Source organism: Rhizobium sp. BR 250, assembly GCF_047445855.1.
In the GTDB taxonomy this organism is placed as follows: Bacteria; Pseudomonadota; Alphaproteobacteria; order Rhizobiales; family Rhizobiaceae; genus Agrobacterium; species Agrobacterium tumefaciens_I.
In genome coordinates this window covers 1-26,061 of sequence record NZ_JARWKW010000011.1, presented here as the reverse complement: position 1 = coordinate 26,061, position 26,061 = coordinate 1, and the positions used below count along the sequence as shown (strand labels likewise).

The following is a 26,061-nucleotide window of genomic DNA, read 5'->3' as shown; positions in this document are numbered from 1 at the left end:
GTAGTGATTTGTTTTTTAAGGGAAAATAAGAAGCCGGCCCCGATGTTCGGGGCCGGCGTCATATCTGCGGCAAATTGCCCTGTCCGTTCACGTCCGGCTTATTGCGCCGGCAGCTCCAGCTCTTCGCCGATTTCGATGTGGTTCGGCTGCTTCAGCGTGTTTGCCTTGGCAATTCTGGTCCAGAGAGCGCCGTCGCCATATTTCTCTGCTGCGATCTTCCAGAGGGAATCGCCCTTCGCGACGACGTATTTGCTGACGGCTGCAGCGGCTGCGGCCGGTGTTGGGGATGCCGGCGCGGTTGCAGCGGGTGCAGGCGCCGCGGCGGTGGCGGGGGCCGGTGCGGCGGCTGGCGCGGTTGCAGCAGGTGCCGCCGGCTTTGCCGGAGCCACATAACCGGCAGGCGTCACTTCGCTGATGCGGCCGTCCGTATAGGGCTTATAGGGGCTGTTGGCGGTGATGTAGGCCGCGACCGCCTCTTCGAGGTTGGGGCCGAAGTCATAGGCGTTGATCGCCTTCGTCGCAAAGACCTTGAAGCCGTCGCCGCCGGTGCGCACGTAATTATTGGCCGCGACGATATAGGTCTTGGCGGGATCGAGCGGCACGAAGGAATCGCCTTCCTTGACCTCGACCGAAACGACGCGGCTGCCGGCCGGCTTGGAACGGTCGAAGGAATATTTCATGCCGGAAACCTGCATGAAGCGGCCCGCGCCATCGTCGATCTGGCTGACGCCGTTTTCGAGGGCAGCGCGAATATCCTCGCCCTTGAGCTGGAAGGTTGCAACGGTGTTCTGGAACGGCAGAACCGTCAGCACTTCACCCATCGAGACATCACCGCCATCGATGGAGGAGCGCAGGCCGCCGCTGTTTGCAAAAGCGATGGTGACGCCCTGATCCTTGACGCGCGCCAGCGTCGCATCGGCCACCAGATTGCCCATGGAGCATTCCTTCACGCGGCAAACCTTGCGGTCGCCCTCGATCGGGCCTTCCGAAGTGCCGACGACCTTTGCTTTCAGGGCTTCGATCGGCGCCTTCAGCTCATCGATGCGCTTCAGCGTGGCTTCATCGGGTTTGAAGGCGGAATCGATGAGGATCGGGTCGCCCTTGCTTTCCTTGACCACGCCATTGTCGTCGAAGATCACTTTGAGGTCGCCGAGATATTTGCTGTACTGCCCGGCCTGAACCACCGGAACCTTGTAGCCGCCGGGATTGTCGACGACGGTCGGATAGGGGCCTTCGGCCTTCTGGTCGGTGTTGGACAGCAGCGTATGGGTATGGCCGCCGACCACGACGTCGACATCAGGGATTTTGGCGATGAATTCGAGGTCACGCGGATAACCGACATGGGTGAGCGCGATGATCTTGTTGACGCCGTCCTGCTTCAGCTTCTGCACCTGTTCGCTGATCTTGGCGACATCTTCGGCGATGGTGATATTGGGACCGGGCGTTGCCAGTTCCGCCGTGTCGTTGGCAACCGCACCGACGATGCCGATTTTCTGTCCGCCGACCTCAAGCACGATGGACGGCTTGACGCGGTCGCCGATTTTCGAGGCGGCGGTGGCCACCACATTGGCGGTCACGACGGGGAACTGCACCTTGTCGAGGAAGCCGGCAAGCCCGTCCTCGCTATCGTCGAACTCATGGTTGCCGACGGTCATGGCGTCGAACTTCATGGCGTTCAGCACTTCCGCTTCCACCGTGCCCTTGTAGGTGGTGTAGAACAGAGAACCCTGGAAATTGTCGCCGGCATTGAGCAGGAGAACGTTCTTTCCTTCAGCCTTCAGGGCATCACGCGTCTGGTTGATGGCGGTCAGAAGGCGGGCTGCGCCGCCGAAGCATTCGTTCTTGCCCTCTTCCTCCGCCGAGCAGGTCGAGTCGAATTTGTTGATCGATTCGATACGGGAGTGAAAATCATTGATGTGAAGAATGTTGAGTTCGTAGTCGGCCAGGGCCGCCCCAGCCGAAAGCGTCATCGCCGAAACGCTCAGCATGCCCAGTCTCAGAATTTTCTTCATGGTCCCTCTCTCCTCTTCAAAGCGGAAGCCCGGACCGGTCGATCATCCTCCGGCCGTGCTCATTCCTAATCCGAAAACATGTCAGTCTTTCAAAGCGGGATGTTTCCATTTAGCGACAGCCGCCGCAAGCGAAATTATGACAGGTTCGCAATAAAGGAAAACGCACGCCTGAGGCGTGCGTTTCAGAATATCATCTTATTGAAAAGGCGAGGTTATCAGCCCTGACGTGTCAGCGAGAACTGGCTGTTCGTGTCCGTCGTGCAATTCAATTGTGACGGGGAGACGAGAGCGCAGTTGACGCGCGACTGCGTGTTGCGCACCAACGAGGTCATGTTGATCTCGTAAAGCGTCGGCGAAATCGTGACATAGGTGCCGGAGGCCAGCAGCGTGTTGGTGTCGGTCGAACGGGTGGAGAAGGCGCCGTTCTGGAATGTCGATACGATGCCGTTCCTGTCGATCCAGCGGCCGTCGACGGCCGGCCCGCGTGCCAGTGAAGGCGCCATCGAGGTCTGCTGCGAGGGACCCGGCGCGACGCATGAAGACACCGCGATGGCGGCACCAAGCAATGCAGCGCTTGTCTTGAAGTTCATGAGCCTGTTCTCCTGCGATTCGATGAAACCTTCCGTGCTTCGACCATGCCGTGAAGCGTTGCTTATTTCAAGGCAACGTTGTTCGCTCTCCCCGGTTCCTGTCGTCGCGTAAGGAAAGCCCGGCGTGACAATATGTGACGCCGATCCCTCAGCGCACCAGTATGTTGCGGAACTGCCAGGGATCGGACGCATCGATATTGTCGGGGAACAGGCCCGGGCGACCGTCGATCGGCGTCCAGTCGGTATAATGGCCCTCGACCGGGCCGAGATAGGGGCGCTGTACCTCGAGGCAACGGCGATAATCCATCTCGTCGGCCTCGACGATGCCGGCTTGAGGGTTTTCGATGGCCCAGACCATGCCGGCCAGAACCGCCGAACTGACTTGCAGTCCGGTCGCATTCTGGCTGGGGGCAAGCGAGCGCGCCTCCTTGAGGCTCAGCCGCGAACCATACCAATAGGCGTTCCTGTCATGGCCATAAAGAAGAACGCCCAGTTCGTCGGCACCGTCGACAAGTTCGTCTTCGCCGAGCACATGCTGGATCGGCTGAGGGTTGCCGCCATTGCCGAACAGTTCATGCAGGGACAGGATGGCGTCGTTGCAGGGGTGATAGGCATAATGGCAGGTCGGCCGATAGGTCACGTCGCCATCATCGTTGCGGACGGTGAAATAGTCCGAAATCGAGATCGCCTCATTGTGGGTAACGAGGAAGCCATATTGCGCTCCGAGCCCCGGGCACCATGTGCGCACCCGCGTATTGGCGCCGGGCTGATCGAGATAGATCGCCGCCTTGCTTCCCTTCTTCTGCTTTTTCGCGTTTTTCGGCATCCAGTTTTCATGCGTCCCCCAGCCGAGTTCGGCCGGCTGAAAACCTTCGGCGATGAAACCTTCCACGGACCAGGTGTTCCAGAAAGCGCCGAAGGGCTTCGGCTCCTTCGCCCGCTGGGTGTCACGCTCGGCCACATGCACGCCCTTGACGCCAAGCTGCTTCATCAGCCTTGCCCAGCCTTCCCGGTCCTGCGGCTGCGGCTCCTCGATGTCGAGGCCGGTGTCCTTGGCAAGATTGACGAGTGCCTGCTTCACAAACCAGGACACCATGCCGGGATTGGCACCGCAGGTGGAAACCGCGGTCGTGCCGCCGGGTTTGCGCGCCCTTTCCTTCAGCATGGTCTCGCGCAGCGAATAATTGGTTCTGGCGCCATTGTCGGCATCGGCGTCGAAATAAAAACCGGGCCACGGTTCTACGACGGTGTCGATATAGAGCATGCCATGCTTGCGACAGATCCGCATCAGATCAACGGAGGCGGCATCGACAGAAAGATTGACGCAGAAGCCCTGACCTTGCACGCCCTTGAGAAGCGGCTTGAGAACTTCCTTATAGTTCGCCTTGGTCAGATGCGTCTGGACGTGACGGATATTTCTCTCCGCCAGAAATGCAGCGATGTCCTCGCGCGGATCGATGACGACGAGGCGGGTTCTGTCGAAATTGAAATGACGTTCGATCAACGGAAGAGTGCCGCGCCCGATGGAGCCGAAGCCGATCATGATGATGGGGCCGTCAATATCACCGTAAATCGGGTAGTTTGCGTCCGTCATTCGTCAATTTTCCTTTTTCAGCCAATAAGTAAGCTAGATCATAAAAGCGTGCCACAATAAAGGGCAGGTGGATGACGGAGATATGACGATGGCGGGGGAGAGATGGGCGCCGGCGTTCTTTCCACCGCATTCTGCCTCTTCGCATTTGAGGGAGTGCGTCTATAATCGAGGTATTCTTCTCGTTCATAGGCCCAAAGGTTTGGGGGACTTTGGTCGGATGACGACGGGAAATTTTCGCCAGCGCAGGGAGCCGCCTGTTGAATGATCTTATCGAGCGTGTCGCAGCGCTTCAGGATGCCACTCCCGTTCTTATTGCCCTTTATGATTCCGGGGACCGGTTGCGCCATGCCAACCCGTCGTTTCGGGAAAGCTTTCAGCTTGCCGCCGATGATTTCCCGACCTGGGCGGATATCATGCGGCTGAACCACCGGCTGCGCACCGGTGTCGTCATCCGCAACAATGATTTCGAGGGATGGCTGCTCTCGGCGCAGTCCCGGCGTGGCAAGCTGCCCTATCGTGCCTTCGAGATGGACCTCTATGACGGCCGCTGGTTCTGGATGACCGAGACGGTGCAGCAGGATGGCTGGATGCTCTGCGTTGCAAGCGACGTTACCGAATTGCGCCAGGGTTACAGAACCCTGCGGCAGGACCGGGATCTGGCGGTGCGCGCATCGCAGACGGATGAATTGACGGGCACGGCGAACCGTCGCTTCGTTTTCGCCAAGCTCGCCCTGCAGGTGGAACGGGTTTCCAAGGGGCTTGAAGCGCCCTTTTGCCTGTGCACGCTCGACATCGATTTTTTCAAGCAGATCAACGATCGTTTCGGTCACAGGAGCGGCGATGCGGTGCTGCGCGATTTTGTCGGCATTGCCCATTCCGTCATTCGGCGGGTGGATTGTTTCGGCAGGATCGGTGGAGAGGAATTCATGCTTGTCCTGCCGCGCAGCACAGTGGCCGAAGGCCGGGAGATCGTCGAGCGGCTGCTGCAGAAAGTGCGCCTTTCCAGGCCTCTCTCGGAATTCCCGGATTTCTCCTATAGCTGCTCGGCAGGCCTGACGGCATATCGGGTAGGGGAAAGCGCAGACGATGTGTTCATGCGTGCCGATCAGGCCCTTTATGCGGCCAAGGAGAAAGGCCGCGACCGGCTTCTGTCGGTAACGGCCTAAACAAGCTCCGCTGCAATCAAACCATGCAGCGAATTGCCGACGAAAAGCTTTCGGCCGGCGATATCCTCCGGCTTCAGCGCCTGTCCGCGCGCCTTGCGTTCGCGGATCAGATCGGCGCGTAGCACGCCCGGCAGAATGCCGCTGTCGAGCGGCGGCGTCAGCAATTGCCCATCCGGCATTTCGATGAAGATGCTGGTCGAAGATCCCTCGCACAGCTCACCACGCTCGTTGAGCAGCAGCACCTCGTCTGCCTCTTTGGCCGAAAATTCGGCGCGGGCGGCATCATAGGGCTCGCGGCGTGAGGACTTGTGGCGATAGAAAGTATCGGCGGAATCGAGTGTAGTCTGTCTGGCAATGCGGACGCGCCAGACGGTGTTTTCCTGCAATGGCTGGAATTCGGCCGTTTCGATATCCAGCTCGCCCTTGTAGTTCATGACCAGCCTGACGCAGAGCGGGTTTTCACCACCCACTTTCTTTTCCAGCACCTGAACCGCATTGACGGGCGCGCGAAAACCAAGCGCATCAGCGGAACGCAATAGCCGGCGCATATGCTGGTCGATGCGCTGAAAGCCGGTTTGCGGCTCCCAGCGCAGGGTTTCCCTCAAGGTCAGATCGGCGGGTTTGCGTTTCATGGCCATGCTCGTCGCCTGAATTGTTTACCGGTGGCTTTGCCGGCAATATCAACCGGCAAACCTGTCCGAAACAGGATAACTCTGCCGGCGGAAGAGATTAAGCCTGTTTCTTGTCCAGCGCTTCCAGCTCGTCGATCAGCCCTTCGATCATCGAAAGCCCCTTGTCCCAGAAGGAAGGATCGGTCGCATCGAGGCCGAAGGGTTTCAGAAGCTCCGAATGATGCTTGGTGCCGCCGGCTTTCAGAAGTTCGAAATATTTCTCCTGAAAGCCCGTCTCGGCCTTCTGGTAGACGGCATAGAGCGAGTTCACCAGGCAATCGCCGAAGGCATAGGCGTAAACATAGAAGGGCGAGTGGATGAAATGGGGGATGTATGTCCACCAAGTCTCGTAGCCTTCGGAAATCCGGATAGCCGGGCCGAGGCTTTCGGCCTGAACGGAGAGCCACAATTCGCCGATCTGTTCCGAAGTCAACTCGCCCTCTTTGCGCGCAGTGTGCAGTTTGCGCTCGAATTCGTAAAAGGCGATCTGGCGCACGACCGTGTTGATCATGTCCTCGACCTTGCGGGCGAGCATGGCCTTGCGTTCCCTGATGTCCTTGGTGTCGTCGAGCAGCTTGCGGAAGGTCAGCATTTCGCCAAAGACGGAAGCGGTTTCGGCAAGTGTCAACGGCGTGGCGCACATCAGTGCGCCCTGCTGGCCTGCCAGCACCTGATGCACGCCGTGGCCAAGCTCATGGGCGAGCGTCATCACGTCGCGTGGTTTGCCGAGATAGTTGACCAGCACATAAGGATGAGCCGAGGGCACGGTTGGGTGGGCGAATGCGCCGGGCGCCTTGCCGGGGCKGGCGGGGGCGTCGATCCATTCTTCATCGAAGAATCTGCGGGCAATATCGGCCATCTCAGGGGCGAAATTGCCGTAGGCGGAAAGCACCGTGTCCTTTGCCTCATCCCAAGGAATGATCGTGTTCGATGTATCGGGAAGCGGCGCGTTGCGGTCCCAATAATTCATCTGCTCCATGCCGAGCCATTTTGCTTTCATGGCATAATAACGATGCGAAAGGCGCGGATAGGCCTTCTTGACGGCTGCCGCCAGGGCATCGACCACCTCCCGCTCGACGCGGTTGGCGAGATGACGGCTGTCGGCGATATCCTCGAACTTGCGCCAGCGGTCGGAAATATCCTTGTCCTTGGCAAGCGTGTTGGTGATGAGGGTGAAGACCCGCAGATTGTCCTTGAAGGTGGCGCTCAGCGCTTCGGCCGCCTTCCTGCGGGTTTCCGGCTCCGGCTCCTGCAGCATGTTGAGCGTCACTTCCAGCGGAAGGCTTGCGCCATCAATGTCGAAATGCAGATCGGCCATGGTTTCGTCGAACAGGCGGTTGAAGGCTGCCGCGCTGGTCATCGATTTTTCGAGGAAAAGCTGTTCCAGCTGGTCATCGAGCTGGTGCGGCTTGTCCTTGCGCAGATCCACCAGCCAGGGGCGGTAGTGACCGGCCGCGGCATCATTCGCCATGCACGCATCCATCACGGCATCGTCAATGCGGTTGAGTTCCAGCGTGAAGAACAGGAGATGGGCGGAAATATCCGTCAGTTTCGCCTGGGCATCGCCGTAAAGCTTGCCGTTTGCCGGGTTCGATGTATCGGAAAAATAGGTGAGCCCGGCAAAGGAGCCGATGCGGCCGATAAGATCGTCCAGCGCTTCATAGTCCTTCAGCGCGGCGCCGATGCCCTTTTCGCCCGTTGCCTTCGCCGCAGCTTCAAGCTTGCCCTTCCATTTCTCCTCGAAAGCCGTCGCCATCGATGCCGCCTTGTCGAGATCGCCCTTATATTCCGGCGAATCCCCCGACGGATAAAGGTCCGAGAGCTTCCAGCCGGGCAGATCGCCAAGCGCCGGACCGGCGATTTCGGCAAGGGAGAATACGGGTTGCGGGGTGGCGAGGTTGAGGGTCATCGAACGTGTCCTTCTGATTATGCGTGCGAAGCATATGGGGACCTTGTTTCCCGCGGCAATGGATAAAATGCAAGCAATTCTCAAAACTGGATGTTCAAGTCTCCCATGCCAGAGTGCGGAATAAGGGACCGCATGAAGCAGGTCCATAAACCGGAAACCGGAGCTAAAAATGACCGCGCATGTTCTCGTGATAGACGATGATCCCGTCCAGCGCCGCCTGCTCAAAAATGCGGTGGAACGTTATGGGCATATGGCCTTGCTTGCCGAAAACGGCAAGGCGGGGCTGGAATTGCTCAAGCAATATAGTGGTGAGATCAACGTCATCGTCCTCGATCTGATGATGCCGGAAATGGATGGGCTTACCTTTCTGAAGGCCGTCGGCGAACTCGGCACCGATGTTCCCGTCATCGTGCAGACAGGACAGGGCGGCATCGAGACCGTTGTGCAGGCCATGCGCGCCGGCGCCTTTGATTTTGTCGTCAAGCCGGTCTCGCCGGAAAGGATCGGCGCCGCCATCTCCAATGCGCTCAAGCTGGACAGGAGAGAGGCAAAGGCCCGCACGGGCAGGCGCGGACGGAGCAATGCAGTGAATTTTACCGATATCGTTTCCGCAAGCCCCGCAATGCTGAGGGTCATTGAGCTCGCGCAGCGCGCCGCCCAGTCCAGCATTCCCGTGGTGCTGGAAGGCGAATCCGGCGTGGGCAAGGAAATGGTCGCCCGCGCCATCCAGTCGGCCGGTGACCGGGCGAACAAGCCGTTCATCACCGTCAATTGCGGTGCAATCCCGCACAATCTCGTGGAAAGCATCCTCTTCGGCCACGAGAAGGGCGCCTTCACGGGTGCTACGGAAAAACATGTCGGCAAGTTCATGGAGGCGGATGGCGGCACGCTGTTCCTCGATGAAATCGGCGATCTGCCGCTCGACGTGCAGGTGAAGCTTCTGCGCGCCGTTCAGCAGGGCGAAATCGAAACCGTCGGCTCCGCGCGGGTGCAGAAGGTCAATGTGCGGCTGATTTCCGCCACCAACAAGAACCTTATCGAAGAGGTGAAGGAAGGCCGCTTCCGCGAGGATCTTTATTATCGTCTCAACGTCTTTCCGATCACCATCCCGGCGTTGCGCCGCCGCAAGGAAGACATTCCGCATCTGGCGCGGGTTTTCGCCGAACGCTTTTCGGCGGAACAGAAATTGCCCAATTCCGTCGGTCTTAATGCCAGCGCGCTGGCGCTGCTGACGGCCTATGACTGGCCGGGCAATATCCGCCAGCTCGAAAACGCCGTTTTCCGCGCCGTGGTGCTGTCGCAGGGCGAAGAATTGTCGGATTCCGATTTTCCGCAGATCGCGCTGCAGCTGCCGGAGTTTTCGAACGGCGATGATGGGGACGATGTCATCCACTCGCCATCCGGGTCGTCGTTGAAGCTTGCGGCCTATTCGCCACCCCCGCCGCCGGCTGCCGAAAGCCATGCCGTCATCGACGAACAGTCGGATATTTCCACCACCATCTATCGGGGCGGAAACCTGATCTCCAGCATGGACGATTCGGGCAATATCCGGAAACTGGCCGAGATCGAAGAGGAACTCATCCGTTTCGCCCTTCGTTTTTATCGGGGTCAGATGAGCCAGGTCGCAAGAAAGCTCGGCATCGGCCGCTCGACGCTTTATCGCAAGCTCAAGGATTATGGCATCGATCCGGATGATCCGCTTCGAGATGCCGCCTGAGGCCCAAACCGCTTATTCCAAGGCAGATCGTAAAATTCGTTAACTTCTGAGCAAGGATATCCGCTTACCGTCTATAAACCTCTTGTTAGTGGCTGATTCACTATGTAGAGGAAGGTTGTATGTGTGTGGCAATTTTGCCATCGTGTCACCGTATTTGACGTTCATTTGAGGCAATGTGACAGAAATTGTCTTCCAGGCGGGGATCGAATTGCCATATCTGCATCGGAATAACGCGCTTTCGACTAGGATCGCGCGCGGCTTGATCAAGGATATATGCACGAAGCTGTCGGCGCGCGCTGTCACCTTTGCCTGCCTGATGCTCGCCGCAATGCCTTTCGTAGGTGTTTCGGCGACGGAAGCCGCCGCCGAGACGCGCAGCCTCAAACTGTATTATATCCATACACGCGAGAAGGCGGTCATTACCTTCAAGCGCAATGGCAGATATGATCAGAAAGGCCTGCAGGAACTGAACCGCTTCCTGCGTGACTGGCGCCGCAACCAGCCGACGCGAATGGACCCGCGACTTTTCGATCTTGTCTGGGAAGTCTATCGCCGCAGTGGCGCGACCGATTACATCAATGTCGTTTCGGCTTTCCGTTCGCCCGAGACCAATGGACTGCTGCGCACGCGCACCAAGGGCGTTGCGGAAAAAAGCCAGCATATGCTTGGCAAGGCCATGGACTTTTACATTCCCGGCGTGAAGCTTGCCCGCCTGCGTGAAATCGGCATGCAGATGCAGATCGGTGGCGTCGGCTTCTATCCGACATCGGGCTCTCCCTTCGTGCACATGGATGTCGGCGGCGTTCGCGCCTGGCCGCGCATGAGCCGTCAGGAGCTCGTCCGCATCTTCCCGAACGGCAATACGCTGCATCTTCCTTCCGACGGCAAGCCGCTTCCAGGTTATGAGCAGGCGCTCGCCGATTACAAGAAGCGCGTCAGCTCCTCCTCCATTCAGGTTGCTTCCAGTGCCGGTGCCGGCCCCGCTTCTTCCGGTGAGGGCAAGCGCAAGACCCTGTTGCAGGCTCTCTTTGGTGGTGGCGACGAGGATGAAGATCCCGATAGCATCGCAGCGCCGGAGCCCGCAGAACGCCCGGCTGTCGCTCGCCCGGCGGCACCGCAGCAGGCGGCTCCCGAGCCTGAACCCACTATTGCCGTTGCTTCGGCACAGGCACTTCCCGGCGTGAACGATGCGCCGCTGCCGACGGCTCGTCCCGCATTTGGCAACCAGCCGCCAGCCAATACCGGCCTTGCGACTGCCCTTTATTCTCCGGCCCGCAATGCCGCGCAGGATGCCCTGCAGGCGGCGACGACGCCGACGCCGACCTCAGCTCCGGCCGAGCGCCAGCAATTTGCTGATCTCGCGGAAGTCTCGGTGCCTGTGCCCACACTTCTCGGCCCGCGTGGCATGAAGGGTGATGCGGAAGAGTCGATCCTGACGGCTTCTGCTGATGGTGCGACGCCAGCCGCGACCGGCGAACTCGCCTCCGTTCCGGTTCCGGCCAATCGTCCGGCCGTGGCGGAAGCCCTGCTGGCGGCGGCCAATGCCGATCCGGAAGGCGAAGACGATCTTGCCGAGGCGCAACAGGATACGCTTTCGCCGACCGTGGTTGCGGCTCTTGAACAGAGCGGTCAGGCTGCCCGGTCGCAGGTCCAGTCCGCCGCCATGCCGACAGCCGCGCCGTTCCCGGCTGCCGTCAACCACAAGGTTACCGTCGCGCCTGCCGAAACCGCCAAGGCTGAGCCGCAGCAGGGCTTCGGCGATGCCTTCGATCTGAAACCCGCCATCAATGGCGGTCTCAGCGCCGGCATGCCGACCAAGGGTTCGCGCCCGAGCAAGCAGGATGCGGCCGTTTCCGAGCAGGCGATGGTGGGCGGTGGTCGCTTGACGCAGGATCTTATTTCGGATTGGGCGCTCAACCAGAACAAGGGTACGACCGGACGCTCGGTAAAGGCGCCACGTGTTGTCGCCAACCGTATGCTCAGCAATGCCATGTCGGCTTCCGCCACCTCGGCGAGCTTCAAGCCGGGTGCAGTGGCCATCGAATCCAGCCGCTTCAGCACGCCGGTGAAGATGCACTGAGCCAGTTTTATCAGATGGCCGAAAGGCCAATAAAAAACCCGCCGGCGACGGCGGGTTTTTTCATGCGGTATTGTGAGCGGCGTCAGACGCCGCTCTGGCCGTCCGAGCCGATATAGGCGATGCGTACCATATTGGTTGCGCCTGGGGTGCCGAGCGGCACGCCGGCGGAGATGATGATGCGATCACCCGGCTTGCCGAAACCTTCGGAAACAACGATGCGACAAGCGCGGTTCACCATGTCGTCCAGATCGCTGGCATCGCCGGTGACGACGCAGTGCAGGCCCCAGACGACCGACAGGCGGCGTGCGGTCTGGATGATCGGCGACAGGGCAATGATCGGCACCTGCGGGCGTTCGCGCGCGGCGCGCAGGCCGGTCGTGCCCGAGGACGTATAGGTGACGATCGCCGCAAGCTTCAGCGTTTCGGCGATCTGGCGGGCAGCGAGCGAAATGGCGTCGGCACCTGTCGGCTCCGGCTGGGCGCGCTGCGCATAGATGATGTTGGAATAATAGGGGTCCTGTTCCACCGTGCTGGCGATGGAGGCCATGGTGGAAACCGCTTCGACCGGATAGTCGCCGGAGGCGGATTCAGCCGACAGCATAATGGCATCGGCGCCTTCGAAGACGGCGGTGGCGACGTCGGAGACTTCGGCGCGGGTCGGCACGGGGGCGGTGATCATCGATTCCAGCATCTGCGTGGCGACAACGACCGGCTTGCCGGCGCGGCGGCAGGCGCGGGTCAGCTGCTTCTGAATGCCGGGAACGGCTTCCAGCGGCATTTCCACACCCAGGTCGCCACGGGCGACCATCAATGCGTCGGAAAGCTCGATGATTTCTTCGATGCGCTCGACAGCCTGCGGCTTTTCGATCTTGGACATCAGGCCAACGCGGCCGCGCGCGATCTTGCGCACTTCCGCCAGGTCTTCCGGGCGCTGAACGAAGGAAAGGGCAACCCAGTCCACTTCGTTGGTCTCCAGAACGGCATCGAGGTCGACGCGGTCCTTGTCCGTGAGAACACCGACGCCGAGCAGGGTGTCGGGCAGGCTGATGCCCTTGCGGTCGGAAATGCGGGTGCCGGAAACGACCGTGGTGACGATGCTTTTGCCGTCGCTCTTTTCAGCGCGCAGGTGCAGCTTGCCGTCATCGATCAGCAGGCGGTGGCCGGGCTTCACCGCCTCGAGAATTTCAGGATGCGGCAGGAAAACGCGGGTGTTGTCGCCGGGGGTGTCCTTGTTATCAAGGGTGAAGGTCTGGCCCGGAACCAGATCGACCTTCGTCTCGGCGAATTTTCCGACGCGCAGCTTGGGACCCTGCAGGTCGGCCAGAATGCCGATGGGGCGGCCGGTACGGCTCTCGACGGAGCGGATGCGCTGAATGAGCGTCCGCATCACGTCGTGGCTCGCATGGCTCATGTTGATCCGGAAAAGATCGGCGCCAGCAAGATGCAGCTTTTCGATCATGGCCTCTTCGGAAGAGGCCGGGCCGAGAGTTGCAAGAATTTTGACTTTGCGGTTACGCTTCATCAGTTTTGATTTCCCTGTGTGCCTGGCGTATCGGAAAGCTGGACCATCCAGCTGCCCTGTCTGCCCGTGTCATATTCCTTGAAACCCATTCTCTGGAAGCTGCGGGCATAACAATCATCTACGCCGGCGATCTTGAACTCGTTCTCCGCCACGCACATGTTGACGTCACCAGTCCAGCGGCCGCCATGGGCGGCATCTTCGGCATAGAGATAATAATAACGTGACTGCAGCTCACCCTCGATCAGCGTTGCGCAGGTCGAAGAGGGAACCTGCCACCAGCCTTCGCTGACCCAGCCTTCCTGAGCGCGGTAGCCGATTGCGACCCCCACGAGATTCTGCGTGCTATTACACACGCGAAAATCCGCATGGGCGGGTGCCGCCATCATGAACGGGGTCAGAAACAATGCCGCTGCGGAAAAAAGACGGGCGATATGCCGAAAGTGGCGAGGAAGAGCGAGAGATGACTGAGTCACGGCTTCCATCCGGATTCCATGGTTATAATGAACACACTTCTTGGCGTGGCCGCCAAAGAAAGTCAACGCGAGTTTAATCGATTATATTGTTCGTGGGATCATGAGTGCGATAAGGTAGATGGCTGTTCTTTCGCCGCAACTTGCGCCCGGCCTCAAGCCATGCCATCAAGCTTCTCTCCTCAATCCTGCCCCAGAAAATCATCGATGAACGACTTCATACCCTATGAAATCATAGAAGGCGATTATGACAAAGGCATGGTTCTTCTGGCGGACCATGCCATGAACCTCCTGCCGGCACACTACGGCAATCTTGGCCTTCCGCAAACCGCTTTTCATCGCCACATCGCATTTGATATCGGCATAGAAGGGCTGACGCGCTCGCTTGCCGCGCGCCTTGGCGTGCCGGCCGTGCTCGGGCGGTTCTCACGGCTGCTGATCGATCCGAATCGCGGCGAGGACGACCCCACCCTCATCATGAAGATTTCGGACGGGGCGATCGTCCCCGGCAACCATCCGATTTCGGATGAGGAATGGCAAAGGCGCATCGAGATTTTTCACCGGCCCTATCACAATGCCGTGGACCGGGTGCTGACCGGCGTGGCGCAAGCTTCTGAAGAAGCGCCGCTCGTCCTGTCTCTGCATTCCTACACGCCGTTCTGGAAAGAAACGCCGCGGCCATGGCATGCGGCCGTTCTGTGGGATACGGATCATCGTGCGGTCGATCCGCTTCTGGCGCATCTGCGCGCCACCGGCGACATCCTCGTTGGCGACAACGAACCCTATGACGGGGCGCTCAAGGGCGATACCATGTATCGCCATTGCATGATGAAGGGCATACCGCATGCGCTGCTGGAGGTTCGGCAGGATCTGATCGCGGATGAGAAGGGGATCACCGAATGGTCGGACCGGCTCGCTCCCATTTTCGCCGCAATGAATGACGATCCCGTTTTACATGAATATCAGCTGTTCGCCTCTCGCACCGGCCCCTATTGAGCCTGGAGTTTTGCCATGACGAATGAGAACGACAACAGGCAGATCGAGTTCGAGGCGGCCGCCTTCCGCCGCCTCCTCAAGCACCTTCGTGAGCGCCACGATGTGCAGAATATCGACCTGATGAATCTCGCGGGCTTCTGCCGCAATTGTCTTTCCAACTGGTATCGGGAAGCCGCCGAGGAAGCCGGCGTTGCGATCAGCAAGGATCAATCCCGGGAAATCGTCTACGGCATGCCCTATGAGGATTGGAAAGAGAAATATCAGGCGGAGGCGAGCGATGCCCAGAAAGCCGCCTTTGAGCAGAACCGACCCAGGGAATAGCCCCTTATCGACGGAAACGACTTGACTGGACGCCTTTCAGTGGGCAGTTCACAGGGCTGAATTTTGCCGCCGGCTGGCGGCGACCGGCGAAGGCTTCGCCCGGATATAACGAACAGGGCTCAGATGCGGGCCGCCAATAAAGGATGATATGATGGACGAAACCAGCACCACAGAAACCGTCGCCGCCGCAGAACTGCGTCAGTTCATCGAGCGCGTCGAGCGCCTCGAAGAAGAAAAGGCTGCCATTCAGGGTGATATCAAGGATGTCATGGGCGAGGCGAAGGGCCGTGGTTACGACACCAAGGCGATCCGCACCATCATCCGTCTGCGCAAGAAGGATGCCAATGAGCGTATCGAGGAAGAAACGATTCTCCAGACCTATATGGCCGCGCTCGGCATGGAATGATCGGCTGAAAATGCCTCAATGAAAAATCGCCGCTTTTGCGGCGATTTTTATTTGTGCTTTTGTCAAATTCAGCCGCGCGTGCCCGCCAGCTTTTCCGAGAGGTCGGCGGCTTCCTTGCGGGCGTCCTTGTCTGCGGGGTAAACCGCCAGATAGCGTTCCCAGGCCTTCAGTGCCAGCTCGTCGCGGCCGGAGGCTTCGAGGATGTTGGCGAGGCTCGCCAGCGCCGGAAAATAGCGCGGCTCCTTTTCCAGAGTCAGGTTGATGTCCGCCATTGCCTTGCGGGTGTCGCCATCGGCGAAATGCACCATGGCGCGGCGATAGGGTGCCTGCACATAGGTCGGGTCGAGCAGGATGACCTGGTCGAGAAAATCATAAGCGGCTGCGTTCCGCTTTTCGTCTGCGGCTTCGCCGGCCCATTGCATCAGGAGATTGACGGTCGCGCTGCCGGAATCATTCCATTCGGAGGCGATCTGGTTGGCGATGCTGCGCGCCTTGACCGCATTCCGCTCTTTTTTCAACGATGCGAAAAGCGTGTCGATGGTCTTGGCGGGGGAAGGCGCGGCCTCTACCGCTGCAGCAGGCTGTCCGTCCGCCGCATGACCAATGGCGACCACTCCCGAAATCGGGAGGCCGGAAAGCAGGAAACCCTGAGCGAGGATGATAGCCGTGCAAAAACGATTTGGGCGCATGGGTTAAAGCTTAACCCGGCTGCGCCCAATATCAAATGCAAACTTCTGCACTGTCAACAAAGTGATCCGCGAGATTGATCGCGAACCGCAGTCGCGATCAATCAGCCCTGACGAGCCTTGAAGCGCGGGTTCTGCTTGTTGATGATGTAGACGCGGCCCTTGCGGCGAACCAGGCGGTTATCGCGATGACGGGCCTTAAGCGCTTTAAGCGAATTCTTGATCTTCATTTTACTGGTCCGCAGTTTTGCACGGTTTCTGCCGTGCTTATTCAAACAATCAAAAGCGCGCAACGGGGCGCGCTCTTTTCGGTTGGCAGGCAGATACCCGTTTGAGCCATGCCTGTCAACACTTGGCCGCGTCTTTGCCTTAAAAGACTAGGCTTTTCCTGTGTGCAGAAGCTCGGTCACATGGCCCATCTTGCGGCCTGGCCGTGCTTCCGTCTTGCCATAGAGATGCACGAGACAGTCTTTTTTCGAAAGCCATGCCGGCACATCGTTGATGTCGTCACCGATCAGGTTGGTCATGACACAATCGGAATGGCGATCCGTGCTGCCGGGGGCAAGGCCCGAAACGGCGCGGATATGCTGTTCGAACTGCGAGATCACGCAAGCCGCTTCCGTCCAGTGGCCGGTATTGTGAACGCGTGGCGCCATCTCATTGGCAACCAGCGAACCATCCGGCAGGACAAAGAATTCGATGCCGATGACGCCGACATAATCGAGCGCGGCGAGAAGTTTTTCCGCCGATTGTACGGCAACAGCCCTTGCGGCATCGGAAAGGGCGGCCGGCACCGTCGAGGTGTGCAGAATGCCGTTCAGATGAACGTTTTCGGCCGGGTCGTAACAGGTGACGGTGCCGTCCTTGAAACGGGCGGCGATGATCGAAATCTCCCGTTCGAAGGCGATGAAGCTTTCGAGGATAAGCGGCACGCCGCCAAGGGCCGCAAAGGCGCCTGTAAGGTCATCGCCGCCCTTGAAGAGACGCTGGCCCTTGCCGTCATAACCCATCCGGCGGGTTTTCAGCACGCCCTTGCCGCCAAACGCAGCGAGAGCGGCTTCCAGCTCATCCTGACTGTCCACGGCGTGGAAATCGGCGGTCGGAATGCCGCAACCGTTGAGGAAACGTTTCTCCGTCAACCGGTCCTGCGAAGCGCTGAGCGCCTGCGCCGGCGGATAGACGGGCACGGAGGCGCTGAGTTTTTCGGCGGCCGCGACAGGCACGTTTTCGAATTCGTAGGTGACGACATCGCAGCGGCTTGCGAGCTCCGCAAGCGCCTTTTCGTCGTCATATTCCGCGACGATCTGGTCATTGCAAACCTGCGCGGCCGGACAATCGGCCTGCGGCTCCAGCACGATGGTGCGGTGGTTGAGGCGGGCTGCGGCCATGGCGAGCATGCGGCCAAGCTGCCCGCCGCCGATGATGCCGATGGTCAGGTTGGTCGTCTTTGCCATCACGTTTTTCGTCACTGGGTGCTATCCATGGGATATTCCGCGACGGCTGCCGACTGGCGGGCGCGCCAGGCATCCAGCCGGTCGGCGAGGTCCTCGTCGCTGAGCGCCAGAACCGCCGCGGCCAGAAGGGCGGCATTGATGGCGCCGGCCTTGCCGATGGCAAGCGTGCCGACGGGAATGCCTGCGGGCATCTGCACGATGGAATAGAGGCTGTCCTGACCGGACATGGTCTTTGACTGTACAGGAACCCCGAAGACCGGAAGCGGGGTCATGGCGGCCGTCATGCCCGGCAGGTGGGCGGCACCGCCCGCACCGGCGATGATGACCTTGAAGCCCTCGTCCTTTGCGCCGTTGGCAAAGTCATAAAGCCGGTCCGGGGTGCGGTGGGCGGAAATGATGCGGGCTTCATATTCCACGTCGAGCGCATCCAGCGTATCGGCGGCGTTCTTCATGGTTTCCCAGTCGGACTGGCTGCCCATGATGATGGCGACGGGGGGCGTTTCTGCTGTCACGTAATCTCTCCGGCTCAGGCGATGATATCGGGAATGACCTGGTCTTCCAGCTGGGTCATCTTGTCCTTGACGGCCAGCTTCTTCTTTTTCATGCGCTGTATTCTCAGCGCATCGCAGCTGGTCTGGATCATCGCGTTGATCGCCGCGTCATAATCCTCATGCTCCTGGCGCAGCCGCGCCAGCGTGAGCCTGATGTCCGCCTGGTCCTGATCGGGCATCTCGTCATCCCCATTTTATGCCGCCGGATCGGCTCCGGCGTGTATGTCATCCGTTCTGGAGGCTCTATCATCAAATCGCGGTAACGGGAAGTTATCCCTTGCGACCAAATTGCCCACTTATTGCCTTCATTTCGCCTTCGACAAGCGGCGCGATCCGTGTCACATTGCCGTCGTAAACCTGAAACTCCAGCGATGGAGAGCTGGAGGTAGGTTCAAAAAGGAAGGACGTGCCGCATGACCATTCAGGCTCATATTGCATCGCTCGAAAAGAAACACGGTGCTCTGGAGGAGGAGCTCGAAAGTATTCTTGCTTCCCCGTCGTCTGACGATAGAGAGATCGCGGACCTTAAACGTCGAAAACTGCGCCTGAAGGATGAACTGCAGAGGCTCAAAGCCTCGACAAGACATTGAATTATGCCAGGCCGCCGGCCCTCGATGAATGAGGGGCGGGCGGTCTGAGCCTCTCAAGCTCTGGCGGCGAAAACCTGCTGCCAGAGCTTTTTTATTGCCGGATTTTAGAATGGCAGCCCGTCCCACAGCAGTTTCAGCGCCGCAATCAACGCCATGGCATACATCAGCGGGTAAAACACGGCCGGTTTCAGATATTTTACCACCCTTGCGCCGGCAAGCGTCGCCAGCATCGCCACCGGCAGCAGGGTGGCCGAGGTCTTGAGGTTCGTTGCGTCGAGCGCGCCGAGAGCGAAATAGGGGATGAGCTTGATTGCGTTCATGATGGCGAAGAAACGCACGCTCATGCCGGTATAGGTCTTGGGATCGAGCTTCAGCGGCAGGACATAAATCTGAAAGGGCGGTCCACCGGCATGGGCGACGAAGCTCGCATAACCGGACAGGCTGGACCAGAGTGTCGCGGCGGCCGGTCTTTGCGGTTTGGCCGGAATTTCCTGGCCTTTGCGGCTCTTGAAGCTCTCGTAAAAATAACGCAGCACGAACAGGATCGTGACCGAGGCGACGACAAGCCGCATGGCATTTGCGGAAATGAGGCTGGATGTCGCCCAGCCGAGTGCGATGCCGGCGATGGCGCCGGGCAGCATGATGAGCAGCGTTTCCCGGTGATTGTGCCCTCGCCACGCCCAGAGAGCCACGATATCCATGACGATCAGGATCGGAAGGAAGATCGCCGCCGCCTGCACGGGCGAAACGGCAAGTGCCATCAGTGGCACGCCCATCAGTGCCAGCGCGCCGCCAAGCCCCCCCTTGGAAAGGCCGACAAGCACGACTGCGGGGATGGCGACGAGATAAAAATGAAAATCGGTCAGCATGGATGTATGGTTGATCCTTTCGCCGGTCCGGTTTATCGGATTTGTCATATGAAAACGAGTGCAGATCGCGCCATAAGCGTCCTCTGCCTGAAATGGACGAAACGATGAGCATTGTTGAAGACCGTTGCCGCCTTGTCCTGATCGTTCCGCAAGCGGACGATGTGCAAAAGCAGGTGACAGATGTGGAAGACGCGCTGCGGGGCGGCGATGTCGCTTCGGTCATCATTCCGCAATATGGTCTGGATGACGCCGCCTTCCAAAAACGCGCGGAACTGATCGTGCCCGTCGTCCAGAAGGCCGGGGCGGCAGCGCTCATCGCCGGTGACAGTCGGGTCGCCGGTCGGGTCAAGGCGGATGGCCTGCATGTGGTCGGCAATGCCGAGGCGCTTGCCGAGGCGGTGGAAAAATTCACGCCGAAGCTGATCGTTGGCGGCGGCACTGCGGACGACCGTCACAAGGCGCTGGAGCAGGGCGAGTGCAATCCGGACTATGTGTTCTTTGGAAAGCTGGAAGGCGATATCAAGCCGGAGGCGCATCCCAAAAATCTGGCACTTGGCGAGTGGTGGGCGTCGATGATCGAAATCCCGGCCATCGTCATGGGCGGCACGGATCCGTCGTCGGTGCTTGCCGTTGCCGAAACCGGCGTGGAGTTCGTGGCGATGCGCAGCGGTGTTTTCGACAATGCCAGCGGCGCTGCCCAGGCCGTTTCTGAAATCAACGCCCTGCTTGACGAAAAAGCGCCACGGTTTGACGGTTGATACAGGCGATGATCATGCGCTCCGTTCACCTCTGCCTTTCCGTTTCGCTGCTGGCGCTTGCTTTCGGCGCGCCGGCGGGTGTCGCTTTTGCCCAGTCCGGGCCGCAGAGCGAAAGCAATGCGCTTTCCCGCCAGCTGGAAAACGAGGCTCAGCCGACCCGTCAGGGCAGGGTGCAATCCGAAGAGCAGAAGGACTTGCAGCCTTCTGCAGGCGTGAATGTCTATCAGCGCATGGGCGCGGATCTGCCGGCCCTGCCGCCGGAAAAGGAATTCAAGGGCCGGGTGGACGAAGCCTATGGCCATTTCCAGCGCGGCGAATATGTGCAGGCGCTCGACAAGGCACTGAACCGTGCCCAGAACGGCGATGCGGCTGCCCAGACGCTGGTAGCGGAAATGATGTCGCGGGGTCTCGGCATCGCCCGCGACGAAAAGACCGCCACTTTCTGGTATCAGCAGGCGGCTGGCGGCGGCGATCCCGTCGCCATGTTCAAATTCGCGTTGATCCTGATGGAAGGCAAATTCGTCACCCGTGACAAGGCAAAGGCTGACGATTTCATGCGGCGTGCGGCGGAAGCCGGCAATGCCTCTGCCCAGTTCAACTGGGGCCAGATTCTGGTTTCGGAAAATCCCGGTGCCAAGGGGCTCTTGATGGCCTTGCCGTTCTACGAAAAATCCGCCGATCAGGGCATTGCCGACGCGCAATATGCGGTCTCGCAAATCTACTGGACGGTCAAGGATGTGCCGGCCGAGAAGAAAGCCAAGGCGCGGGACTGGCTGATGCGGGCCGCGAAGGCGGGTTACGATACGGCGCAGGTCGATCTCGGCATCTGGCTCGTCAATGGTTTTGGCGGCGAGCGCAATCTGGATGAGGGCTTCCGCTGGCTTTATGGCGCGGCACAACGCGGCAATGTCGTGGCGCAGAACAAGGTGGCGCATCTTTACGTGCAGGCGCTCGGCACCCGGCCGGATCCCGTGGAGGCGGCCAAATGGTATGTGCTTTCCCGCCGCGCCGGTCTGAAGGATCCGAGGCTCGAGGACTTTTATCTCGGCATCACCGACGAGCAGCAGAAAAAGGCGATCGAAGCGGCAAATCGTTTCCGCCCGACGTGATGCAACTGCCTTTCCTTCGTCGCCGACATTCTCATTCGGGCTTTTTGCCTTGAATTTCCGCGCGTTTTGTGGTCTTGAACCGCAAACTTTCAATTCAAGAAAATAATGACGTGCCTGCCCGTTGCACTTCGGGCGGCTCGCAAGCTTTCCAGGAAACAACATCGATGGCCCGTTCAGCCCTTCTCAATGTCATGGTTCAGGCCGCCATCAAGGCGGGTAAGTCTTTGTCGCGTGACTTCGGTGAAGTGCAGAACCTTCAGGTTTCGGTCAAGGGACCGAGTGACTTCGTGTCTCAGGCAGACCTCAAGGCCGAAAAGATCGTGCGCGAGGAGTTGATGAAGGCCCGCCCGACCTACGACTTCCTGGGCGAGGAAGGCGGCGAGGAAAAGGGCACGGATGGCGCGCATCGCTGGATCGTCGATCCGCTTGATGGCACCACCAACTTCCTGCACGGTATTCCGCATTTCGCGGTATCCATCGCGCTGGAGCGGAACGGTGAAGTTGTTGCCGGCGTGATCTTTAACCCGGCCACCGACGAGCTTTACACCGCCGAGCGCGGCGGCGGCGCGTTCCTCAACGATCGCCGCATCCGCGTTGCCGCGCGCAAGGCGCTGACCGATTGCATCATCGGCTGTGGCGTGCCGCATCTTGGCCGTGGCAATCACGGCAAGTTCCTGGTCGAGCTTCGCCATGTCATGGGTGAGGCCGCAGGCATTCGTCGCATGGGCGCGGCTTCGCTGGACCTCGCTTATGTTGCGGCGGGCCGTCTCGATGGTTTCTGGGAAGCGGACCTCTCGCCCTGGGACATGGCGGCCGGTCTGGTGCTGATTCGTGAAGCCGGCGGTTTTGCTTCCGATGCCAAGGGCGGCGCGGATATCTTCGGCAGCGGCAGCGTTGCTGCCGGTAACGAATATATCCACAAGGCGCTTGTTGAGGTCGCCAATCGCCCGGTGCCGGGTCGCTGATGCATTTTCGGCAGATAACCTGCCGTTTTCTGCAAGTTTTAGACGCCCGGTGAATTTTCGCCGGGCGTTTTCGTTTTCCATTGCCGGCTGCTCATCCAGTTTCCTGAAATGCCTGTGACGAAAGACCGGCTTTTCGCTTCAAATCGTCGCAATTTTCAAATAGCTTCCGCTTGATACGTGACCAGAGGGAATGCGAACGTTATGGCGGATTCGGAGCTGCTCGATCTTGGTGTCGAGAAACCGGTGACCACGCGGCAATACAGCCACAAGCTGTCCAGCCCCACACCCTTTCTCTGGACGATGGTTCTGTTTCTGATCCTCGTCGGCTTTCTGGCGGCCATTCTCTATCGGCAGGCGCACACCGCCTTCATGACCAATCCGGGGCTCAACGGCTTCATTCTCGGCGTGCTCGCCATCGGCATCATTCTGGTGTTTACGCAGACCATGAGCCTGCGGTCTGAAGTTCGCTGGTTCAACGCTTTCCGCGCCGCCGGCAGCGTCGAAAAGGTCGGCCGTGCACCAAAACTGCTGGCACCGATGAGCACGCTTATCGGCAAGCGCGGCGAAGTCCGGCTGTCCACCGTCACGCAGCGCACGATCCTCGATTCCATCGCCACACGTCTTGATGAATCGCGTGACACATCGCGTTATCTCGTCGGCCTGCTGGTGTTTCTCGGCCTGCTCGGTACATTCTGGGGTCTGATCGGCACCATCGGCGCCATCAGCAATGTCATCCAGTCGCTCGATCCGAGCGCGGGCGACAGCAACGATATTCTGAGCTCGCTGAAGGCTGGTCTCACCGCGCCGCTGGCGGGCATGGGAACGGCGTTCTCCTCCTCGCTGCTCGGTCTTTCGGGCTCGCTGATTCTCGGTTTCCTCGATCTTCAGGCCGGTCGCGCACAGAACCGATTTTATACCCAGCTGGAAAACTGGCTTTCATCGGTAACGGATACGTCGGCGGAGGGGCCGAGGGAGTTCAAGGCCGCTGAACCGGGCGCCGTGGTCAGCACCGAGCGCTCGCTGGCGGCCATGACCAGCCTTGCCGAAGGAATTCAGGGCCTCGTCAAGAATATGCGCAGCGAACAGCAGATGCTGCGCGACTGGATCGAGGCGCAGCAGGAAGAATCGAAATCGCTCCGCCGCACGCTCGACCGGCTTTCGACGCGTATCGACAGCGAGACAAAATCCCCCGGACGCACCCGGCACGATAACGGGAGCGAGTAGCCATGGCGCTTGCGCGCAACCGCCGCCGCGACAGGGGTGTGGATTATTGGCCGGGTTTCGTCGATGCGCTGTCGACGCTGCTCATGGCCATCATGTTTCTGCTGACGGTTTTCGTGCTGGCGCAATTCGTGCTGTCGCGGGAAATTACCGGCAAGGACGAGGTGCTGACCCGCCTCAATAGCCAGATTGCCGAACTGACCGAACTTCTCGCCATGGAAAAGGGCAACAAGCAGGATATCGAGGATGCGCTTGCGAGCCTGCAATCCACACTTGCGGCTTCGGAAAACGAGCGTTCGCGCCTGCAGGCGCTTCTCGACGCGGGATCGGGCAATAATGCCAACGCCAATGCCCGGATCGGCAGCCTGACCGGCGAGCTGGATGAGCAGCGGCAGGCGAATTCCCGCGCCTCCGCGCAGATCGAATTGCTGAACCAGCAGATCGCGGCTCTGAGGGCGCAGATCGCTTCCGTCGAAGCCGCCCTGCAGGCATCGGAGGCCAAGGACGCCTCGTCTCAGGTCAAGATCGCCGATCTCGGCCGTCGCCTCAATGTCGCACTGGCTCAGCGCGTGCAGGAATTGAACCGTTATCGCTCGGATTTCTTCGGTCGGCTGCGTGAAATCCTTTCGGACCGCGAAAACATCCGCATCGTCGGTGACCGTTTCGTCTTCCAGTCGGAGGTGCTCTTTCCTTCCGGTGGCAACGAACTCAATCCGGAAGGGCAGGCGGAGATGGAGAAGCTGGCGGTTGCGCTGCTCGATCTCGCCAAGGAAATTCCGGCGGAGATCAACTGGGTGCTGCGCGTGGATGGCCATACGGATAATGTCCAGCTTTCCGGTTCCGGCCGCTACCGCGACAACTGGGAGCTTTCTTCTGCCCGTGCGACATCGGTGGTGAAATTCCTGATTTCCAAGGGCGTACCGGCAAACCGGCTGGTTGCCGCCGGTTTCGGCGAATATCAGCCGATTGCCGAAGGTGGCTCACCGGAAGCGCGCCAGCAGAACCGCCGTATCGAACTCAAGCTGACCGAGCGCTGAATCACGGCCCCGTCATGACCGTTGCCTTCTGGCGAAAGTAAATTTACGTTCGCGTAAAAGTAATTCCGTCATATCTGGGAGGGGCTGATGGAACGCTATGATGTGATTGTCGTCGGCGCGGGGCTTGCGGGGCTGGTGGCGGCCACTGAGGCGGCCGAGCGTGGTTTCAGCGTCTGTGTCGTAGATCAGGAGGGGGAGCAGAACCTCGGAGGCCAGGCCTTCTGGTCGCTGGGCGGGCTGTTTTTCGTCGATAGTCCCGAGCAGCGCCGGATGCGGGTGCGAGACAGTCTCGATCTTGCCCGGCAGGACTGGTTTGGTTCGGCCGGTTTCGATCGCCCCGAGGACCTTTGGCCGCGTCGCTGGGCGGAGGCCTATCTTGATTTCGCGGCCGGCGAGAAACGCGAATGGCTGCATCGCATGGGCATGCGCTGGTTTCCCGTGGTTGGCTGGGCCGAGCGCGGCGGCTCTTTGGCGGATGGTCACGGCAATTCCGTTCCGCGCTTTCATGTCACATGGGGCACCGGTCCCGGAGTACTCGCGCCCTTCGTCAAGAAAGCACAGGACATGGCGGCAAGCGGTCGATTGACTTTCTGCTTCCGCCATCAGGTCGACCGTCTGGAAACGACCGATGGCCGGATCGCTGGCATTTCCGGCGTCGTGCTTGCCGCTGATCCGGTTCTTCGTGGCCAAAAAAGCAGCCGCGATGCCGAGGGTGACTTCCGCTTTTCCGCCTCCGCGGTCATCGTCAGTTCCGGCGGCATCGGTGGCAATCAGGAACTGGTGCGGCGCAACTGGCCGGTGGAGCGTCTGGGCAGGCCGCCGGAAAATATGGTCTGTGGCGTGCCCGCGCATGTGGATGGCCGCATGATCGGCATTACCGAAACCGCTGGCGGGGCCGTCATCAACCGGGACCGCATGTGGCACTATACCGAGGGTGTGAAAAACCACGATCCGATCTGGCCGAACCACGGCATTCGTATTCTTCCTGGCCCGTCATCTTTCTGGTGCGATGCCGATGGAAACCGGCTCGATGCTCCCGCCATGCCGGGCTTCGATACGCTCGGTACGCTGAAGATTCTGGGTGAGCGCGACAGCAGCCACAGCTGGTTCATTCTGACAGTCAGAAGATGATAGCCAGTTCCCGGGCGGTTTGTCTCAAACACCGATCGATCGCTTGGTAGGCTGGCGCTGCAAGGCGTCCAGGTGTGGCTTGACCCACACTCCGATCGACCAGCGTGTCTTTCCCTGGACCTGTCGGCCGCCCGGGAGCGCCTTGCGGTGAGGCTTTGCCTCGGCATTTGCTAGTGACCCAAGAAGGGCCTGACCGCGTTGGTCACATGACTGTCCTGTCCATGCATCTGACCGTG

Annotated in this window: 25 protein-coding genes and 1 pseudogene; 13 read left to right on the top strand and 13 right to left on the bottom strand. The window is 59.8% G+C overall.

Annotation, left to right across the window (positions count from 1 at the left end):
- Window positions 1-98: 98 nt before the first annotated feature.
- The 3 genes from QD336_RS17665 to QD336_RS17655 form a co-directional block, all read right to left on the bottom strand.
- Window positions 99-2,012, bottom strand: a complete 1,914-nt coding sequence (locus QD336_RS17665) for a 5'-nucleotidase C-terminal domain-containing protein (RefSeq protein ID WP_499171527.1) — start codon at window positions 2,010-2,012, stop codon at window positions 99-101.
- A gap of 215 nt (window positions 2,013-2,227) precedes the next feature.
- Complete coding sequence (gene omp10 / locus QD336_RS17660) at window positions 2,228-2,602, bottom strand: outer membrane lipoprotein Omp10 (RefSeq protein WP_269346588.1); 375 nt, start codon at window positions 2,600-2,602, stop codon at window positions 2,228-2,230.
- Between the two features lie 148 nt (window positions 2,603-2,750).
- Window positions 2,751-4,196 (bottom strand): homospermidine synthase, encoded by a 1,446-nt coding sequence (locus QD336_RS17655; protein WP_499171526.1) that lies wholly within the window; start codon window positions 4,194-4,196, stop codon window positions 2,751-2,753.
- A gap of 257 nt (window positions 4,197-4,453) precedes the next feature.
- Between QD336_RS17655 and QD336_RS17650 the strand changes: the two genes are divergently transcribed.
- On the top strand, window positions 4,454-5,362 hold the full coding sequence (locus QD336_RS17650; RefSeq protein ID WP_499171525.1) for a GGDEF domain-containing protein: 909 nt from the start codon (window positions 4,454-4,456) through the stop codon (window positions 5,360-5,362).
- Here the strand turns inward: QD336_RS17650 and QD336_RS17645 are convergent.
- Both QD336_RS17645 and QD336_RS17640 read right to left on the bottom strand, forming a co-directional pair.
- Window positions 5,359-5,994, bottom strand: a complete 636-nt coding sequence (locus QD336_RS17645; RefSeq protein WP_269346779.1) for an aminotransferase class IV family protein — start codon at window positions 5,992-5,994, stop codon at window positions 5,359-5,361. The genes QD336_RS17650 and QD336_RS17645 overlap by 4 nt on opposite strands.
- A gap of 97 nt (window positions 5,995-6,091) precedes the next feature.
- Complete coding sequence (locus tag QD336_RS17640; RefSeq protein ID WP_499171524.1) at window positions 6,092-7,942, bottom strand: M3 family oligoendopeptidase; 1,851 nt, start codon at window positions 7,940-7,942, stop codon at window positions 6,092-6,094.
- 169 nt (window positions 7,943-8,111) lie between these two features.
- On the opposite strand from QD336_RS17640, the gene QD336_RS17635 reads away from it, so the two are divergent.
- A complete protein-coding gene (locus QD336_RS17635) occupies window positions 8,112-9,659 on the top strand; it encodes a sigma-54-dependent transcriptional regulator (protein ID WP_269346595.1) in 1,548 nt (515 codons plus the stop codon).
- A 175-nt stretch (window positions 9,660-9,834) separates the two neighbouring features.
- Complete coding sequence (locus tag QD336_RS17630) at window positions 9,835-11,739, top strand: peptidoglycan L,D-endopeptidase MepK (RefSeq protein WP_499171522.1); 1,905 nt, start codon at window positions 9,835-9,837, stop codon at window positions 11,737-11,739.
- 82 nt (window positions 11,740-11,821) lie between these two features.
- On the opposite strand, the gene pyk is transcribed toward QD336_RS17630, so the two are convergent.
- Entirely contained in the window at window positions 11,822-13,261 is a 1,440-nt protein-coding gene (gene pyk / locus QD336_RS17625; RefSeq protein ID WP_269346599.1) for a pyruvate kinase, read from the bottom strand.
- On the bottom strand, window positions 13,261-13,647 hold the full coding sequence (locus tag QD336_RS17620) for a DUF1036 domain-containing protein (RefSeq protein WP_442864979.1): 387 nt from the start codon (window positions 13,645-13,647) through the stop codon (window positions 13,261-13,263). The genes pyk and QD336_RS17620 overlap by 1 nt, the downstream gene beginning before the upstream one ends.
- Before the next feature lie 291 nt (window positions 13,648-13,938).
- Here QD336_RS17620 and QD336_RS17615 point away from each other — a divergent pair, with 291 nt between their 5' ends.
- The 3 genes from QD336_RS17615 to QD336_RS17605 all read left to right on the top strand — a co-directional run bounded on the left by QD336_RS17615 (window position 13,939) and on the right by QD336_RS17605 (window position 15,454).
- Window positions 13,939-14,727: an N-formylglutamate amidohydrolase gene (locus QD336_RS17615; protein ID WP_499171520.1), complete on the top strand. Its 789-nt coding sequence runs from the start codon at window positions 13,939-13,941 to the stop codon at window positions 14,725-14,727.
- A 15-nt stretch (window positions 14,728-14,742) separates the two neighbouring features.
- Entirely contained in the window at window positions 14,743-15,048 is a 306-nt protein-coding gene (locus QD336_RS17610) for a DUF1244 domain-containing protein (protein WP_499171519.1), read from the top strand.
- A 148-nt stretch (window positions 15,049-15,196) separates the two neighbouring features.
- Window positions 15,197-15,454, top strand: a complete 258-nt coding sequence (locus QD336_RS17605) for a DUF2312 domain-containing protein (RefSeq protein ID WP_006314683.1) — start codon at window positions 15,197-15,199, stop codon at window positions 15,452-15,454.
- Window positions 15,455-15,522: 68 nt separating this feature from the next.
- Here the strand turns inward: QD336_RS17605 and QD336_RS17600 are convergent, their stop codons facing one another.
- The 5 genes from QD336_RS17600 to QD336_RS17580 all read right to left on the bottom strand — a co-directional run bounded on the left by QD336_RS17600 (window position 15,523) and on the right by QD336_RS17580 (window position 18,324).
- Window positions 15,523-16,143, bottom strand: coding sequence for a tetratricopeptide repeat protein (locus QD336_RS17600; RefSeq protein WP_499171518.1), 621 nt, complete (start codon window positions 16,141-16,143; stop codon window positions 15,523-15,525).
- 101 nt (window positions 16,144-16,244) lie between these two features.
- Entirely contained in the window at window positions 16,245-16,370 is a 126-nt protein-coding gene (ykgO, locus tag QD336_RS17595) for a type B 50S ribosomal protein L36 (RefSeq protein ID WP_003497670.1), read from the bottom strand.
- A 147-nt stretch (window positions 16,371-16,517) separates the two neighbouring features.
- Window positions 16,518-17,594, bottom strand: coding sequence for a 5-(carboxyamino)imidazole ribonucleotide synthase (locus QD336_RS17590; RefSeq protein ID WP_499171517.1), 1,077 nt, complete (start codon window positions 17,592-17,594; stop codon window positions 16,518-16,520).
- Between the two features lie 11 nt (window positions 17,595-17,605).
- Window positions 17,606-18,073 carry a 5-(carboxyamino)imidazole ribonucleotide mutase gene (gene purE, locus QD336_RS17585; protein ID WP_499171666.1) on the bottom strand — a complete coding sequence of 156 codons (468 nt, stop codon included), beginning with the start codon at window positions 18,071-18,073 and terminating at the stop codon, window positions 17,606-17,608.
- Window positions 18,074-18,120: 47 nt separating this feature from the next.
- Window positions 18,121-18,324 (bottom strand): YdcH family protein, encoded by a 204-nt coding sequence (locus QD336_RS17580; RefSeq protein WP_003497661.1) that lies wholly within the window; start codon window positions 18,322-18,324, stop codon window positions 18,121-18,123.
- A gap of 234 nt (window positions 18,325-18,558) precedes the next feature.
- On the opposite strand from QD336_RS17580, the gene QD336_RS17575 reads away from it, so the two are divergent.
- Entirely contained in the window at window positions 18,559-18,735 is a 177-nt protein-coding gene (locus QD336_RS17575; RefSeq protein ID WP_003506164.1) for a YdcH family protein, read from the top strand.
- 104 nt (window positions 18,736-18,839) lie between these two features.
- Here the strand turns inward: QD336_RS17575 and QD336_RS17570 are convergent, their stop codons facing one another.
- Entirely contained in the window at window positions 18,840-19,604 is a 765-nt protein-coding gene (locus QD336_RS17570) for a sulfite exporter TauE/SafE family protein (RefSeq protein WP_269346627.1), read from the bottom strand.
- Between the two features lie 104 nt (window positions 19,605-19,708).
- Here QD336_RS17570 and QD336_RS17565 point away from each other — a divergent pair, with 104 nt between their 5' ends.
- From QD336_RS17565 to QD336_RS17540, 6 genes and pseudogenes are all read left to right on the top strand, one after another.
- Window positions 19,709-20,362 (top strand): thiamine phosphate synthase, encoded by a 654-nt coding sequence (locus QD336_RS17565; RefSeq protein WP_499171516.1) that lies wholly within the window; start codon window positions 19,709-19,711, stop codon window positions 20,360-20,362.
- Window positions 20,363-20,370: 8 nt separating this feature from the next.
- Complete coding sequence (locus QD336_RS17560; protein ID WP_499171515.1) at window positions 20,371-21,471, top strand: tetratricopeptide repeat protein; 1,101 nt, start codon at window positions 20,371-20,373, stop codon at window positions 21,469-21,471.
- 164 nt (window positions 21,472-21,635) lie between these two features.
- Window positions 21,636-22,436, top strand: coding sequence for an inositol monophosphatase family protein (locus QD336_RS17555; protein ID WP_269346632.1), 801 nt, complete (start codon window positions 21,636-21,638; stop codon window positions 22,434-22,436).
- Window positions 22,437-22,637: 201 nt separating this feature from the next.
- Window positions 22,638-23,660: a flagellar motor protein MotA gene (locus QD336_RS17550; RefSeq protein ID WP_499171514.1), complete on the top strand. Its 1,023-nt coding sequence runs from the start codon at window positions 22,638-22,640 to the stop codon at window positions 23,658-23,660.
- Window positions 23,661-23,662: 2 nt separating this feature from the next.
- The gene (locus QD336_RS17545; RefSeq protein ID WP_499171513.1) at window positions 23,663-24,694 is read left to right on the top strand and encodes a peptidoglycan -binding protein; all 1,032 of its coding nucleotides are present in this window, start codon (window positions 23,663-23,665) and stop codon (window positions 24,692-24,694) included.
- An 87-nt stretch (window positions 24,695-24,781) separates the two neighbouring features.
- Window positions 24,782-25,813 (top strand): annotated as a pseudogene (locus QD336_RS17540) (FAD-binding dehydrogenase); the annotation flags it as partial.
- Window positions 25,814-26,061: the final 248 nt, after the last annotated feature.

Bases quoted from the DNA above. Each gene is read 5' to 3' on its own strand.
- QD336_RS17665 (WP_499171527.1), bottom strand. From the start codon at position 2,012: ATGAAGAAAATTCTGAGACTGGGCATGCTGAGCGTTTCGGCGATGACG.
- omp10 (WP_269346588.1), bottom strand. From the start codon at position 2,602: ATGAACTTCAAGACAAGCGCTGCATTGCTTGGTGCCGCCATCGCGGTG.
- QD336_RS17655 (WP_499171526.1), bottom strand. From the start codon at position 4,196: ATGACGGACGCAAACTACCCGATTTACGGTGATATTGACGGCCCCATC.
- QD336_RS17645 (WP_269346779.1), bottom strand. From the start codon at position 5,994: ATGAAACGCAAACCCGCCGATCTGACCTTGAGGGAAACCCTGCGCTGG.
- QD336_RS17635 (WP_269346595.1), top strand. From the start codon at position 8,112: ATGACCGCGCATGTTCTCGTGATAGACGATGATCCCGTCCAGCGCCGC.
- pyk (WP_269346599.1), bottom strand. From the start codon at position 13,261: ATGAAGCGTAACCGCAAAGTCAAAATTCTTGCAACTCTCGGCCCGGCC.
- QD336_RS17620 (WP_442864979.1), bottom strand. From the start codon at position 13,647: ATGATGGCGGCACCCGCCCATGCGGATTTTCGCGTGTGTAATAGCACG.
- QD336_RS17615 (WP_499171520.1), top strand. From the start codon at position 13,939: ATGAACGACTTCATACCCTATGAAATCATAGAAGGCGATTATGACAAA.
- QD336_RS17610 (WP_499171519.1), top strand. From the start codon at position 14,743: ATGACGAATGAGAACGACAACAGGCAGATCGAGTTCGAGGCGGCCGCC.
- QD336_RS17605 (WP_006314683.1), top strand. From the start codon at position 15,197: ATGATGGACGAAACCAGCACCACAGAAACCGTCGCCGCCGCAGAACTG.
- QD336_RS17600 (WP_499171518.1), bottom strand. From the start codon at position 16,143: ATGCGCCCAAATCGTTTTTGCACGGCTATCATCCTCGCTCAGGGTTTC.
- ykgO (WP_003497670.1), bottom strand. From the start codon at position 16,370: ATGAAGATCAAGAATTCGCTTAAAGCGCTTAAGGCCCGTCATCGCGAT.
- QD336_RS17590 (WP_499171517.1), bottom strand. From the start codon at position 17,594: ATGGCAAAGACGACCAACCTGACCATCGGCATCATCGGCGGCGGGCAG.
- purE (WP_499171666.1), bottom strand. From the start codon at position 18,073: ATGGGCAGCCAGTCCGACTGGGAAACCATGAAGAACGCCGCCGATACG.
- QD336_RS17580 (WP_003497661.1), bottom strand. From the start codon at position 18,324: ATGCCCGATCAGGACCAGGCGGACATCAGGCTCACGCTGGCGCGGCTG.
- QD336_RS17575 (WP_003506164.1), top strand. From the start codon at position 18,559: ATGACCATTCAGGCTCATATTGCATCGCTCGAAAAGAAACACGGTGCT.
- QD336_RS17570 (WP_269346627.1), bottom strand. From the start codon at position 19,604: ATGCTGACCGATTTTCATTTTTATCTCGTCGCCATCCCCGCAGTCGTG.
- QD336_RS17565 (WP_499171516.1), top strand. From the start codon at position 19,709: ATGAGCATTGTTGAAGACCGTTGCCGCCTTGTCCTGATCGTTCCGCAA.
- QD336_RS17560 (WP_499171515.1), top strand. From the start codon at position 20,371: ATGATCATGCGCTCCGTTCACCTCTGCCTTTCCGTTTCGCTGCTGGCG.
- QD336_RS17555 (WP_269346632.1), top strand. From the start codon at position 21,636: ATGGCCCGTTCAGCCCTTCTCAATGTCATGGTTCAGGCCGCCATCAAG.
- QD336_RS17550 (WP_499171514.1), top strand. From the start codon at position 22,638: ATGGCGGATTCGGAGCTGCTCGATCTTGGTGTCGAGAAACCGGTGACC.
- QD336_RS17545 (WP_499171513.1), top strand. From the start codon at position 23,663: ATGGCGCTTGCGCGCAACCGCCGCCGCGACAGGGGTGTGGATTATTGG.